The sequence below is a fragment of the Streptomyces sp. NPDC020845 genome (assembly GCF_044334165.1).
Lineage (GTDB): Bacteria > Actinomycetota > Actinomycetes > Streptomycetales > Streptomycetaceae > Streptomyces.
Genome location: NZ_JBIRSJ010000004.1, coordinates 1 through 13,908 on the forward strand (window position 1 = coordinate 1; position 13,908 = coordinate 13,908).

Genomic DNA, 13,908 nt, shown 5'->3' on the forward strand with positions numbered 1-13,908 from the left:
TCGATGTAGTTGCGCAGACGACGCAGTTCGGTGGTCACGTGCCACCCCTCCCTGTCAGGTGTCCGATGGGTGAGACACCCACAGTAGTCCGCGGGACGACGCTTTCAATATGCCCGCCGCAGCAGAACAACGGAATCAGTGATCTGGCGGCGCCTGGACGACGAAATTCATTGATCGAGGGTTGCGGGACAGTCAACCCTCGTGCACAGTGAGGTGCGTGGCCACACCTGACAAGAACGGCACGCCGTCGATCGACTCCGTATCCCTGGCGATCATCGAGCAGCTCCAGGAGGACGGTCGCAGGCCGTATGCCGCCATCGGAAAGGCCGTGGGGCTGTCCGAGGCAGCCGTGCGGCAGCGCGTGCAGAAGCTGCTCGACCAGGGCGTGATGCAGATCGTCGCCGTCACCGATCCTCTCACTGTGGGGTTCCGGCGCCAGGCGATGGTCGGCATCAACGTGGATGGTGACCTCGACCCGGTCGCGGACGCGCTGACCGTCATGGACGAGGTCGAGTACGTAGTCGTCACCGCAGGCTCATTCGATCTCCTCATCGAGATCGTCTGCGAGGACGACGATCACCTCCTCGACACGATCAACAAGCGGATCCGCACGCTGCCCGGTGTGCGCTCCACCGAGAGCTTCGTCTACCTCAAGCTCCGGAAGCAGACCTATACCTGGGGAACGAGATAGCAATGAGCGCCGACCTCTCCAAGACGGCGTACGACCACCTGTGGATGCACTTCACCCGCATGTCGTCGTACGAGAACGCCCCCGTGCCCACGATCGTGCGCGGTGAGGGCACGTACATCTACGACGACAAGGGCAAGCGGTACATCGACGGCCTCGCCGGGCTGTTCGTGGTCAACGCGGGCCACGGCCGCGTCGAGCTCGCGGAGACCGCGTACAAGCAGGCCCAGGAGCTCGCCTTCTTCCCGGTGTGGAGCTACGCCCACCCCAAGGCCGTCGAGCTCGCCGAGCGGCTCGCCGGCCACGCCCCCGGCGACCTCAACAAGGTCTTCTTCACCACCGGCGGCGGTGAGGCGGTCGAGACCGCCTGGAAGCTGGCCAAGCAGTACTTCAAGCTCACCGGCAAGCCCACCAAGTACAAGGTGATATCCCGGGCGGTCGCCTACCACGGCACCCCTCAGGGCGCCCTGTCCATCACCGGACTGCCGGGGCTGAAGGCCCCGTTCGAGCCGCTGGTGCCCGGTGCGCACAAGGTGCCCAACACCAACATCTACCGGGCGCCGATCCACGGTGACGACCCCGAGGCGTTCGGCCGCTGGTGCGCCGACCAGATCGAGCAGCAGATCCTCTTCGAGGGCCCGGACACGGTGGCCGCGGTGTTCCTGGAGCCGGTGCAGAACGCGGGCGGCTGCTTCCCGCCGCCGCCCGGGTACTTCCAGCGGGTCCGCGAGATCTGCGACCAGTACGACGTCCTGCTGGTCTCGGACGAGGTCATCTGCGCCTTCGGACGGCTGGGCACGATCTTCGCCTGTGACAAGTTCGGCTATGTCCCGGACATGATCACCTGCGCCAAGGGCATGACCTCGGGCTACTCCCCGATCGGCGCGTGCATCGTCTCCGACCGGCTCGCCGAGCCCTTCTACCGCGGCGACAACACCTTCCTGCACGGCTACACCTTCGGCGGCCACCCGGTCTCGGCGGCGGTCGGCGTCGCCAACCTCGACATCTTTGAGCGGGAGGGCCTCAACCAGCATGTGCTGGACAACGAGGGCGCGTTCCGGTCCACCCTGGAGCGGCTGCACGATCTGCCGATCGTCGGCGATGTCCGGGGGAACGGTTTCTTCTACGGCATCGAGCTGGTGAAGGACAAGGCCACCAAGGAGTCCTTCAACGAGGAGGAGACCGAGCGGGTCCTCTACGGCTTCCTCTCCAAGGCGCTGTTCGAGAACGGCCTGTACTGCCGGGCCGACGACCGCGGTGACCCGGTCGTCCAGCTCGCGCCGCCGCTGATCGCCGACCAGCCGGTGTTCGACGAGATCGAGCAGGTGCTGCGCGGGGTGCTGACGGAGGCGTGGACCAAGCTCTGAGGGGTGGGGTCAAAGGGTCGCAGGTTCAAATCCTGCCGTCCCGACCAGCGTTTTCGCGGGTCAAAGGCCGTTTCCGCAGAGATGCGGGGGCGGCCTTTTCCGTGTGCTTCGGCGTGGCGGTCGCGTGGTGGTCGCGGCCAGGTGGGCCAGTGCCGGCGGCTGGTGTCGTGGTGATCGGCTTGGGGGACAGTGGTGTCGATATCCGCATCGACGTCGCCAGCGGCGCGAAGGCGTCCCACCGGAGGCTCGACTTCGCCGTGCAACTGCTGCGAACGGGGCATCGACCGGCCTTGTCCCCGCCGAGTTGCACGGCCGCCGCGCACTGCGTGTGTGATTGCCCGGTCGTCAGTTCCAGGGGATGGTGAGCCAGGGGCTGGCCGGGTCGGTGGTGAGGACACGGTGTGCGGTGAGCATGTCCTCGTACCAGCTGCCGAACTCCTCCTCGTCGAAGTGCAGACAGCGCCCGAGGATGTAGGCGGCGGAGAACGCCTGCCAAGAGCGGTAGTTGTGGCGGGAGGCGCGGCCGGCGGCGACCACGGCCTGCTCGGCCTCCTGGAGCGTGCAGTAGCGGGTGGCCAGGCCCCAGCGGGCCATGCCGGAGGCCCGCCCGTAGTCCCATGCTTCCACGGAACGGACGAAGGCGTTGTCGGCCAGCAGCCCGTCGGCGCGGAACCGGGCCTCGTAGCGGGCGATCCGTCCGATGAGTCGTTGTACTCCGGCGACCTGGGGCTCGACTTCGGCGGTGCTGCGGAGGCGTGCCGGGGTGACTCCGTCGGAGGTGATCCGGGGCTCGGCGGCCTGGGCGGCGTTGTGGCGCAGTACGCGCTCGGCGACCTGCCGCCAGTGGTCCACTTCGACTGAGCCGGCGAAGTCCTGGGCGAGGGAACGGCGCACGCTCAGCGCGAACTCCCACACCGGGCTGACCATGTCGGCGTCGAGCAGGCGCTGTTGGGTGTCGGCCCATTCCTCCGGGCAGGTCACCCCCCACCACTTCTTGAGCCTGCTCTTCTCGTCGTTGTAGCCGTTGCCGTGGTGGGCCATGGAGTTCCACAGCTCGCCGTTCTTGACGAAGAGCAGTGCCGCGCAGGCCAGGCCGAACGCGACCGGGCCCTGGAGCGGCCCGCCAACGGACAGGCCGCGGAGCCGGCCGTGGGGGTGGGCGTGGCAGCAGCCGTCGCCGTCGTGGGTGTGCCGTCGCCAGACGGCCCTGGCCTCCGGGGTGGCTGCGGGGAGGAAGGCTTCGCAGGGGGTGCCGGGGTTGATGGCGATCCACGGCGCTTCCTTCTCGTCCCAGACGCTCGCGTACCACTCCAGCGTCATGGACTGGAAGATCAGCTCCGGGTCGGGCGGTGGAAGGATTCCCTCCGTGAAGAGAGCCAGGCATTCGGCCCGCAGATGGGGGTTCCACTGTGGGGTGAAGCGGACCGTGCCGGGGCGGGAGTCGGCGCGCGCCCGCTGATCGGCGAAGAACAGGTCCGTGTGGACCGCCGCCTCGAGATATCCGGCCCAGTCACCGCGTGACTTCGCCTCCAGCAGCCGCTGCTCGATGGCACTTGGCGGCTGCCACCCCTGCCGGTCCCACTCCTGCCACCCCCACACCGGCTGCTGCGCGGCGGACGTGTTCTTCTTCCACAACCCCATGCCGAACACGATATCGAGCGCAAGATCAGTGCTTTCGACGCGGGTTTCAGCGCTGTGCGCGGCGGACGACGGTGTCCGCGGCCTTGTCGTGGAGGCACTGGCGGTACGGCCGGTCCCAGGCGCACCGCAGTAGATTGACGACCCCCAGAACCGGCACGGCGCACCCGACCAGCACGCAGACCCAGCGCCACAGCGCCCGGCCGAAGCCCAGCCCGCCGCCGTCGCCCCGCCGGACGACCCGCAGCCCGCACAGCCGCTTGCCCAGCGTGGCCCCGTACACCGCGGTCAGCACTGGCTCGTACCCGCCGACCACGACCATGACGAAGAGCGCCGGCAAGACGTCCCCGGCGAAGTCGGTAAGCACGCTCGCCAGGAACACGGCGACGGCCAGGACGCCGATATCGAGCACCCGGGCGGTCAGGCGGGCGCCAAAACGGCCCAGCGCATCCTCACCCGGCCCCGCCCCCCGGCGCTCACCCACGTAGGGGACACTGCGCCAGCCGGGATACCCGTACGGGCTGTCCGCGATCGGTTGTTGAAGCTCCACACACGTGATCCAACAGCAGCATCCGACCGGGTCACAACCCGGGTTCCTGGACGTGGCCACGGTGGACCGCGGGGAAGGTGCGGATGACCGCCGATCGGTCGGGTTTCGCTGGCGTACTCGGGCTATTGCGGTGAAGACCCGAGTAATTGTCAGATCCTGTGGATCGGTTGAGGTGGCTCAGGCGGCGCTGAGCTCGGGGCGCTCGACGAGGTGGCTGCGTTCGAGTGCCTGCCGGGCCGCGAATTCACGGCACGGAGACGCTGTCACAGGGCGATCGGCCGATATGCCAGGGCGTGATCGACTACCTCGTCGGCGGAGAGCTCCCGTTCCGGTGGCCAGAAGATCAGGCCACTGACGTGTCCGCTGGACATGCCAGGGCCCTGTCGAGCATGTCCAGCCAATTGTCCGCCTCTTCTTCCGAGGCGTAGTCCGCATCCATGATCCTCTGCACAAGGGCAACTGCCTCGGCTCGGCTCATCCCCGCTGCACTCATCGGGCCCCCTCAACGAGGTCAACTTGGCGAGACGCATGTTCGGCGGTGGTAAGTCTGCGCCGCCGCTCCTGCAAGACTGGCGTGGACACACGGCTGATGGGCGGCGGTCGCACCCGACGGCCGCCCTGCCATGCTCACCGAGGAGGCGTCCTACTCGGAGGGCGGTAGCCGGCTGGCTGCCTACGCGCGTCCACGGGAGGCCCACACCATCTTCTACTACGAGGGAAGCGGCCCGGCTCCGCTCAGGCGCGTCATGGACCGCCTGGCCGCTGACCCGGAATCCTTCGCCATCCTCTACGACGCCGAGCGCGCCTATCTGGCCTATTACCTCGAACGGCTCGGTAAGGACGGGCTCGATCCCAGCGTGCGCGGCATGGAGCTGGACTGGACGGAACTGGAGTTGGCCTACGTCAGCGATTTCATCGCCGAGTTGATGAGCGCTCGCGCCGAGGCCATTGAGGAAGGCGACATCCTCGATGCCGATGCTTTCGACCGCTCTGTCCACCGCCACAGCAAGGGCACCTATCGGACCGCGGCGCACCGGGTGACCAGCCACCCGGCCCAGGACACCATCGCCCGGCGCAAGGCGATCCCAGCGCGTGAGGACGGCTTCCTCGACGGCTCCGAACAGCTGCTGCTGAAGTCACCCGCAGTCGAAGGCGCCCGGCAGAGGAGCCGCGCAGCTGGCGGCTCACGGATGCATGGCGCCACATCCGGGAGCGCGGAGCGGAGTGGCTTGGCCCAGGGTTCGGACCGACCGGATGGTGGCCGGGCGTCCGCGACGCTTCCGGGACGCGGGTCACGGCATGGCGGCGCTTGAGCAGGTTGTGGTGCCGGCGCAGGATCGGGCAGACGCAGCAGCACGACGGATCATGATGCCCCGGTGCCCTGTGCAGGTGACGACGCCGGGGCGAGCGTCGAGCGCAGCCGAAGATCAGTGATCAAGGTTGCGACCTGCGTGGATGATGTATCGGCACTCGCAATGTCGACCGTGGACCTGGACGCACACACTTCATTGCCCAGCTGCCGGGGCGCGGCGTGACGTGCGTGGGAGTCGTGAAGAGTTCGCGCGCGATTCTCGGGATTCGGTTACGGGAGCGAAAGACTTGGAGGGCTCACTCGGCGCTTTCGAACAGATCGGGCGCCGACCCATGCGAGGGGAGACCGGTCAACGATGTTAACTCTGGTACGGAGCAGAATGCGGACGGCCGCGTTCGCGCTCTCGGCGGTCGCGGCCCTCGCCTTCGGCGGGACCGCCGCGACCGCCGCGACCGGCGCGGCAGCGTCCCCCGCTCCCGCTCCCGCGAAACAGGGGCCGACCTCGGTGGCGTACGTCGAGGTGAACAACAACAGCATGCTGAACGTCGGCAAGTACACCCTCGCCAACGGCGGCGGCAACGTCTTCGACGTGGCCGTGGTCTTCGCGGCGAACATCAACTACGACACGGGTACGAAGGCGGCGTATCTGCACTTCAACGAGAACGTGCAGCGCGTCCTCGACAACGCCGCCACGGAGATACGGCCGTTGCAGCGGAAGGGCATCAAGGTCGTCCTCTCGGTGCTCGGCAACCATCAGGGCGCGGGCTTCGCCAACTTCCCTTCCCAGCAAGCGGCTTCGACGTTCGCGAAAAAACTGTCGGACGCCGTGGCCAAGTACGGCCTCGACGGGATCGACTTCGACGACGAGTACGCCGAATACGGCAACAACGGCACAGGCCAGCCCAACGACAGCTCGTTCGTGCACCTGGTGACGGCGCTGCGCGCGAACATGCCGGACAAGATCATCAGCCTCTACAACATCGGCCCGGCCGCGTCGCGCCTCTCCTACGGCGGCGTCGACGTCTCGTCCAAGTTCGACTACGCCTGGAACCCGTACTACGGCACCTGGCAGGTTCCCCGCGTGGCACTGCCCAAGTCGAAGCTGTCGCCGGCGGCTGTCGAGATCGGCCGGACCTCGCAGAGCGCGGCCGCCGACCTCGCCCGCCGCACCGTCAGCGAGGGGTATGGCGTCTATCTGACGTACAACCTCGACGGCGCCAATCGCAGCGCCGATGTCTCCGCGTTCACCAGGGAACTGTACGGCAGCGACGCCGTCTACACGCCGTAAGGCGACGGTACGCCTTACTGCCGTACGTGGTTGGCCTGGGGCTTTGCGATCGTCCCCTCGAGGACCGGCTCTCCGGCATCCACGCCTGCTGGCAGATCTGGGACGAATCCGCCGAGGCCCCTGGCCTGGGTGCTTCCGACGACCTCGACGAGGACTGGTCGGACGAACAGGCCCAGCAGCAACAGTCGCAACGAGGGCTTCATCGGGCCTGATAGCCAGGACGCGCCCGTGGCCCGCCGCATTCTCGGCGCGGGACACGAGGCGCCCTTGTGGGCCCGCAGGTGCGCCACACTCGCCCCGTTCGTGGGCGGCGGCACCGGGCGACCGGATCGCCCGCCGGACTGGCAGCTTTGAGTGAACTGGTGTGCCTGTGTGCGGTCGATGACGCCGATGTCGAGCAGGTGGCCACCGGGCCGGACGGTGTCCTCGCCGGGACCACGCCGGGGCGGGGGGACCACCGTCCACCCCGGCACCTGCCGACGTTTGGAGGCGCCGGTTCGTGCATCCGGTGTCTCCGTCCTGGACGCGCCGCATGTGGACCGCTCGATCGCGGCGCGAGCGAGTTCGTGCTCACCAACGTGGTCGGCACTCAAACCCTGCTGGACGGGCGCCCTGCGCCACGGTGTCGGCCCGGCGGCGGCCGGGCCGCCGGACAGGGCACCCTGTTCGTCATGGCCGGCGGCGACCAGCAGGTCTTCGCCCGCCGCCGGCAGGTGTTCGCCACCTACGGCGACCCTGGGCCTGGTCCTGCCATGCGGCAGTGCGGCCGGCCTCGGGCCGACCCGGGTCGCCGGCGCGGGTGGCATCCGCGGCCGCAACGCCATCCACGAGGGCGGGCCGCTCACCAGGGAGGTACGCCTGTTCGCCGAGATCGTGAACTCGGCCGACGTCCGCGATGCGGCGGCCCTCCGGAAGCCACCCTGCCGCCCTCGCCGTGATGGAGCGTTGAGAGTAATCCCGGTACGCCCTCTCGACCTGCTCCGACACTCGTACGTATCGTGTGCGGGCACCTCTCCTACGCCGGAAGGGCGCGACGTGGTGTCGGGGCGGCGTGAGCAGATCCTGGAGGCGGCGCTGGAGGTCCTGACCGCCCGCGGGTTCAAGGGCACCTCCATCGACGCGGTGGCCGAGCGAGCCGGCCTCACCCGGCAGGGCGTTCTGCACTACTTCCCCAGTAAGAAGCGGCTGTTGCTGGGGATCCTCAACTTCCGTGAGCAGCTCCACCGCGAGCATCTGGCCGACCGGCGGCTCGGTGAGGACTGGGCGGCCGACTTCGCCGCGACCGTAGCCTTCGAACAGGACCATCCCTCGCTCGCTACCGTGCACAGCGTGCTGCTGGCCGAGGCGGTCACGGGCCAGGAACCCGCCGCCGAGTACGTCCGGGAGAGGCGCTACTCCCTGCAAGACCTGCTGACCGCGAGTCTGGTCGAACGGTACGGGGAGCGCATGCCCAGCGGGCTCGCGGATCGTGCGGGAGACGCTGTCCGTCCTGCTCGGCACGGAAGCCGCCGACGCCGGGGATCAACCGCCGGTTACGAAGGGGTACGCGCTGACGAAAACGTCTGCCAATCCATCAGTGCCGCGCGCACCTCGTCGTAGCGGGGCAACGCGTAGAGGTCGTAGCGGGACAGGTGCACCACAGGCCCGAGAGCCCGGAGCTCGGCATGGATTTGGTACGGTCGGCGCGCGCCGATTCGGTGTAGAGATCGACGTCGCTGGCAGGTATCTGGGACAACGGTTCTCCAGGAGACGGGTGTAGCGAACAGCGCGACGAGCAACTTATGGGTGCTGCGCGGCAGGAAGGGGCGAAAAGGTCCCGTACGGACTGGTGTGCCCGGCCTTCGATGCCTTCGCGCTCATGCCGCGCCTTGTTGTCGCGGGGCAGCGCGCTGAAGATCGCCCGTCTCGCTTGGAGGAGACCATGGCCACATCCACCCGCATGCCCGCCGATCCGGCATCGAGCTACCGGGCCATCGAGAACCTGATCGCACGATACGCCGAGCTCGTGGACGACGGCGATTTCGCAGGGCTCGGCAACCTTCTCGCTGACGCCACCTTCACAGGCAGTGGCGAGCCGGTGAGCGGGCGCGATGCGATCGAGAAGATGTTCCAGGACACTCTGATCGTCTACGCCGACGGCACGCCGCGAACCCAGCATGTCACCACCAATGTGGCCATCGAGGTCGACGAACAGGCGAACACGGCGGTCTCGCGTTCGTACGTCACCGTGATGCAGGCGCTGCCCGACCTGCCGCTGCAACCCATCGCCGGCGGTCGGTACCACGACCGCTTCGAGCGCCGTGATGGGCAGTGGCGATTCGTAGCGCGACGGGTCCGTATCAACCTGGTCGGCGATGTGAGTCGCCATCTGCGCCAGGCTGCCGCACAGCGGTAGCCCTTCCCCGGGACCAGCCGGGCCGCCACGCCGATTCCCCCTGCAACCGCACGGGCTCGTTCGGAGTCGTGATCACGTGGCTGGGAAAGGATTGGACGGGGTGATGCTCGGGCTTGTAGCTTACAGCGGACCGTGACACCGCCCGAGGAGGTGAGACCCATGAACGCAGTATCGACGTGGGTGCTCCCCCTTCCCGCCACGGCCGGCGATTGACGTAGGTGTCGCCGGGAGCGCCTCCACAACAAGGCACTCCCGAAAGGCAACACCTATGGACTCTCCGCAGTTCACCACCGAGCCGTCCTCGAACGATACGGTCGAGCGCGACTTCACCGTGAGCGACGTCCCCGGGCTCCGGTCGTCGGCCTCCGGCGCCGATCGCGCGCCCCTCATGTTCGACGTGATCATTGCCGGGTGCGGGCCGACTGGCGCGATGCTGGCCGCCGAACTGCGGCTGCACGATGTGCGGGTACTCGTTCTGGAGAAGGAAACCGAGCCCGTGTCGTTCGTCCGCATCGTCGGTCTGCATATTCGCAGTCTTGAGCTGATGGCAATGCGCGGACTGCTGGACCGCGTTCGCGCACACGGAAGACAGCGTCCGGCCGCCGGATTCTTCGCCGCCATCAACAAACCCGCGCCCCAGGGCCTGGATTCCGCGCACGCCTATCTGCTGGGCATCCCGCAACCGGTCATCGTTCGCCTGCTTGAAGAACATGCGACCCAACTGGGTGCGCAGGTCCGGCGCGATTGTGCGGTGGCCGATCTCGAGCAGGACGACGAGGGTGTGACCGTCGAGCTGGACGACGGCGAACAGCTGCGTACGCGCTATCTCGTCGGCTGTGACGGCGGGCGCAGTACGGTGCGCAAACTGCTCGGCGTCGGCTTCCCCGGTGAGCCCTCGCGGACCGAAACGCTGATGGGCGAGATGGAAGTGGGTGTGCCGCAGGAGGAGATCGCCGCCAAGGTGACCGAAATCGGCGAGACCAATAAGCGATTCTGGCTCAGGCCCTTCGGCGAAGGGGCATACAGCGTCGTAGTCCCCGCCGCGGGAGTCAGCGATCGCGCGGAACCACCCACCCTCGAGGATTTCAAACAACAGCTGCGCGCCGTCGCCGGAACCGATTTCGGCGTGCACTCCCCGCGCTGGTTGTCCCGCTTCGGGGATGCCACCCGGCTGGCCGAACGCTATCGGGTCGGGCGGGTGCTGCTGGCCGGCGATGCGGCACACATCCATCCACCCACCGGCGGACAGGGCCTCAACCTGGGCGTTCAGGACGCATTCAACCTCGGCTGGAAACTGGCCGCACAGATCCGCGGCTGGGCGCCGGAAACACTGCTGGACACCTACCAGGCCGAACGCCATCCGGTCGCCGCGGACGTGCTGGACAACACCCGGGCCCAGATGGAACTGCACTCCACCGAACCGGGCCCGCAGGCCGTGCGCAGGCTGCTCACCGAACTGATGGACTTCGACGAGGTGAACCGCTATCTCATCGAGAAGATCACCGCGATCGGCATCCGCTACGACTTCGGCGCAGGCCCCGACCTGCTCGGCCGCCGCCTGCCCGACATCGACGTGAGACACGGCCACCTCTACGGTCTGCTGCATCGCGGCCGCGGCCTGCTGCTGGACCGCACCGAACGCCTGACCGTCGGCGGCTGGTCAGACCGGGTCGATTACCTCGCGGACCCCACTGCGGCACTGGATGTTCCCTGCGTTCTGCTACGCCCCGACGGCCACGTCGCCTGGATCGGCGACGATCAGCAGGACCTGGACGATCACCTCTCCCGCTGGTTCGGCAAGCCGGGTGGTGGGCTGTGCCCACCCCAGTCCGCCCAAGCAGTCTGACCTCGCGCTTCGCAGGTGGGCCCCTGACCGGCGATGATACCGACCAGGGGCCACCCCGGCAGGTGAGCCTGCGTCAGCCGTCGTTCTCCGCCGAAGGGATGGCGGCGCCCGGCACGTCCTGCGGAGCGTAGATCTTCTTCTCTCCCGGGTACGGCTTCGCCCAGTTGTGGGTCTCGTACCACGTGAGATGGTTCATCTGGGCGGGGGGAGCGTAGTCCGGAACGGCGTTGGGACCGGTCAGCCGCTGCTTCGACTTCCACTGGCCCCACTGGGCGGCGACATCCTTCATGTCCGCCGGCACCGAGGCCGACGGCACGGCCGCCGCCTTCAGGCTCTGCGCCGCGGGGGTGTCCAGACCACAGGAGGGCGGGGTCTTCACACCGTCGGTCAGCGAGGTCCGGTTGGGCAGCGTCTTGAACGGCGTGAAGTCCGGTCGCTGGGTGAACGCCGAGGCCATCGGGGTGGCCGCGGTGTCCTTCTGGTTCATCGGCTGGATCCCGAGGATCTGCTCGATGGTCCGCATCATGTTGATCTGCGAGTAGTAGTGGCTGTCCACCGTGCCATGCTTGGCCCAGGGGCTGATGATCTGGACCGGGGCACGGTGGCCGTCGACGTGGTCGAGACCCGCCTGGGAGTCGTCCTCGACGACGAAGATCGCCGAGTCCTTCCAGTACTTGCTGTGCGAGATCTCGTCGACGATCTGGCCCACGGCGAGGTCGTTGTCCGCGACCTGGGAGGCGGCGCTCACCGGGCCACCGGTGTGGTCGCTGGAGAGCCAGAACATGTTCAGGTTCGCCGGTCCGTTCTTCTCGAAGTCCCTCTTCCAGATCTGTGCCCGGTAGACGTCCGGGACGCTGGTGTCGAACTTCGGGAAGCCGTGCACCGACACGTCGTTGAGCGACGGGATCGGCGAGGTCGAGTTCAGCGGGTAGGCGGTGTCCTGACCGGTCGCCGCCATGTTCTTGCTGTCGCAGTACAGGTTCTGCCAGCTGGCGCCCGCCGGCTTGGTCAGGAACTGCTGGAACTCACCGAAGTTCCGGACGGACTTGTGGGCCGCCTGCGCGCCGGTCCAGATGAAGCCGGTCTTCTGGTGGCCGAGGGCGTCGTCCTCGGTGTCGTAGCTGCGGGCGTACTCACCGGCCGATGACTCGGTGTACTCCGGGTCGTCGGCCTGCATCAGCCAGTTGTGACCCTCGGCGGAGTTGGTGCCGATGTCGTACGTGTTGTCGTACAGGCCGAACTGCTTGACCAGGGCGTGCTGGTTCGGCGTGACGTTCTCACCGAACTCGGCCAGCGACGGGTCGCCGTTGCCCTGCGGCACGTCACCGAAGACCTGGTCGTAGGTCCGGTTCTCCTTGACGAGCAGGAAGACGTGCTTGATCGTCGAGGGGTCGCCGAGCTTGACCGGGACCGGCACCGGCTTGGCCGGGGAGCCGTCGGACTTCTTGAGCGACTCGCCGTTCCAGCCGTTCTGCTTGAAGACCTTGCCGGTGTAGGACTTGATCACGCTGTCGTCGGGCAGCGTGAACTTCTGCACGCTCGACGTCGTGTCGTGGGTGCCGCGACCGCCGGTGGCCTTACGGCGGGCGTCGATGCCACGGGTGTTGGAGACGTACACCTCGTTGCCGGAGGTGGTGATCTCCGAGGGGAAGTAGTCCGTGGGCAGCAGGCCGACGTAGCTGACCGGCTCCTGCGCGGAGGTGTACTTGTAGACGGCGACGGCGTTGGCGCGGCCGAGGGTCACCAGCAGGTGACCGTCGTCGGTGAGGGTCACCGCGTCGGGCTCGTAGCCCACCCGAGCCTTGGCCCACGGCTGGGTGGAGATGGTCTGGACGACCTTGTCCTTCGCCGTGTCGATGACCGACACGTTGTTGTCGGCGGTGTTGGTGACGAACACCACGCCGTTCTTGGTGTACACGGCGGTCGGGTGCAGACCGACCTCGATGCTGGAGACCGCGGCGTCCTGGTTCGCCAGGTCGATGACGCTGACCGTGCCGCTGGTGGTGGCAGCGGTCTTCTGGTCGGCGAGTACCTGCGTGCCGTACGAGTTGATCGTGGGCTCGCCGGGCTTGGCGGGACGACCGCCCTCGTTGCTCACGTAGAGCTTGTTGCCGACGACGACCATGCCGCGCGGGGCGTTGCCCACGTTCCAGCTCTGCTGGATGGTCCCGGTCGCGGCGTCGATGGCGACGACCCGGTTCTGGCCGTTGACCGCGGAGTACACGATCTTGCCGTCGGCCGAGAACGCCGCCGCGCCCACCAGGGCGTGCTTGGACCCCTGCGCCGGGATGCTGACGGTCCTCGGACTGGAGACGCTGCCGTCCGCGTTCACGGTGAACACGGTGTAGCCGTCCGGCTGGCCCAGCCACAGCTGCTTGCCGTCGGGCGAGTACGTCGGGCCTTCCTGGCCCACGTTGTTGCTGCTGATGCGGGGGTTGGACGACGCGGCATTGCTGACGAGCTGCTGCGTCTTCCAGTTCTTCAGGTCCACGATGGCCAGGGCCGCGCCACCGTCGGTGACCGAGGCGGCCATGTGCGTGCCGTCCGGGCTCACCGAGGACGACATGATCTTGCCCTGGTTGATGACAAGACGGTCGCCGTACGGGGCGATGTACTGGTTGCTGGAGACGACCTGGCCATTCTCGGTGACCTGGCCGACCTGGTCCGTGCCGAACTGGTGGGTCTGCGCGAGCGCCGTGCCGGCGGCCACGAGGGCGACAGCGGTGGTGCCCGCCGTCAACAGCGGTATCCGGCGGCCGATGCGTCTACGGATGAGGTTGATCCGAGCTTCCTGGACGAGCTTGCGGCGGCGAGTTACCTGCAT

General features: G+C 67.8%; 11 protein-coding genes and 1 pseudogene. 8 read left to right on the top strand and 4 right to left on the bottom strand.

Annotated features, from left to right (window positions below):
* Nucleotides 1-217 precede the first annotated feature (217 nt).
* Both ACH4U7_RS10175 and ACH4U7_RS10180 read left to right on the top strand, forming a co-directional pair.
* The gene (locus tag ACH4U7_RS10175; RefSeq protein WP_014182305.1) at nt 218-691 is read left to right on the top strand and encodes an Lrp/AsnC family transcriptional regulator; all 474 of its coding nucleotides are present in this window, start codon (nt 218-220) and stop codon (nt 689-691) included.
* Between the two features lie 2 nt (nt 692-693).
* Nucleotides 694-2,055, top strand: coding sequence for an aspartate aminotransferase family protein (locus tag ACH4U7_RS10180; protein WP_398527515.1), 1,362 nt, complete (start codon nt 694-696; stop codon nt 2,053-2,055).
* Between the two features lie 345 nt (nt 2,056-2,400).
* On the opposite strand, the gene ACH4U7_RS10185 is transcribed toward ACH4U7_RS10180, so the two are convergent.
* The 3 genes and pseudogenes from ACH4U7_RS10185 to ACH4U7_RS10195 all read right to left on the bottom strand — a co-directional run bounded on the left by ACH4U7_RS10185 (nt 2,401) and on the right by ACH4U7_RS10195 (nt 4,736).
* Nucleotides 2,401-3,696, bottom strand: a complete 1,296-nt coding sequence (locus ACH4U7_RS10185) for a DUF1266 domain-containing protein (RefSeq protein ID WP_398527516.1) — start codon at nt 3,694-3,696, stop codon at nt 2,401-2,403.
* Nucleotides 3,697-3,742: 46 nt separating this feature from the next.
* Entirely contained in the window at nt 3,743-4,243 is a 501-nt protein-coding gene (locus ACH4U7_RS10190) for an RDD family protein (RefSeq protein ID WP_398527517.1), read from the bottom strand.
* Nucleotides 4,244-4,506: 263 nt separating this feature from the next.
* Nucleotides 4,507-4,736, bottom strand: a pseudogene (locus tag ACH4U7_RS10195) (e9imm peptide).
* A gap of 130 nt (nt 4,737-4,866) precedes the next feature.
* Here ACH4U7_RS10195 and ACH4U7_RS10200 point away from each other — a divergent pair.
* From ACH4U7_RS10200 to rox, 6 genes are all read left to right on the top strand, one after another.
* Complete coding sequence (locus ACH4U7_RS10200; protein WP_398527518.1) at nt 4,867-5,556, top strand: hypothetical protein; 690 nt, start codon at nt 4,867-4,869, stop codon at nt 5,554-5,556.
* A 354-nt stretch (nt 5,557-5,910) separates the two neighbouring features.
* The gene (locus ACH4U7_RS10205) at nt 5,911-6,843 is read left to right on the top strand and encodes an endo-beta-N-acetylglucosaminidase H (protein WP_398527519.1); all 933 of its coding nucleotides are present in this window, start codon (nt 5,911-5,913) and stop codon (nt 6,841-6,843) included.
* A gap of 26 nt (nt 6,844-6,869) precedes the next feature.
* Nucleotides 6,870-7,055 carry a hypothetical protein gene (locus tag ACH4U7_RS10210; protein ID WP_398527520.1) on the top strand — a complete coding sequence of 62 codons (186 nt, stop codon included), beginning with the start codon at nt 6,870-6,872 and terminating at the stop codon, nt 7,053-7,055.
* Between the two features lie 826 nt (nt 7,056-7,881).
* On the top strand, nt 7,882-8,442 hold the full coding sequence (locus ACH4U7_RS10215) for a TetR/AcrR family transcriptional regulator (RefSeq protein ID WP_398527521.1): 561 nt from the start codon (nt 7,882-7,884) through the stop codon (nt 8,440-8,442).
* Nucleotides 8,443-8,764: 322 nt separating this feature from the next.
* Entirely contained in the window at nt 8,765-9,238 is a 474-nt protein-coding gene (locus tag ACH4U7_RS10220; protein ID WP_398527522.1) for a nuclear transport factor 2 family protein, read from the top strand.
* A gap of 268 nt (nt 9,239-9,506) precedes the next feature.
* Entirely contained in the window at nt 9,507-11,084 is a 1,578-nt protein-coding gene (gene rox / locus ACH4U7_RS10225) for a rifampin monooxygenase (RefSeq protein ID WP_398527523.1), read from the top strand.
* 73 nt (nt 11,085-11,157) lie between these two features.
* Here the strand turns inward: rox and ACH4U7_RS10230 are convergent, their stop codons facing one another.
* Complete coding sequence (locus tag ACH4U7_RS10230) at nt 11,158-13,908, bottom strand: alkaline phosphatase family protein (protein ID WP_398527524.1); 2,751 nt, start codon at nt 13,906-13,908, stop codon at nt 11,158-11,160.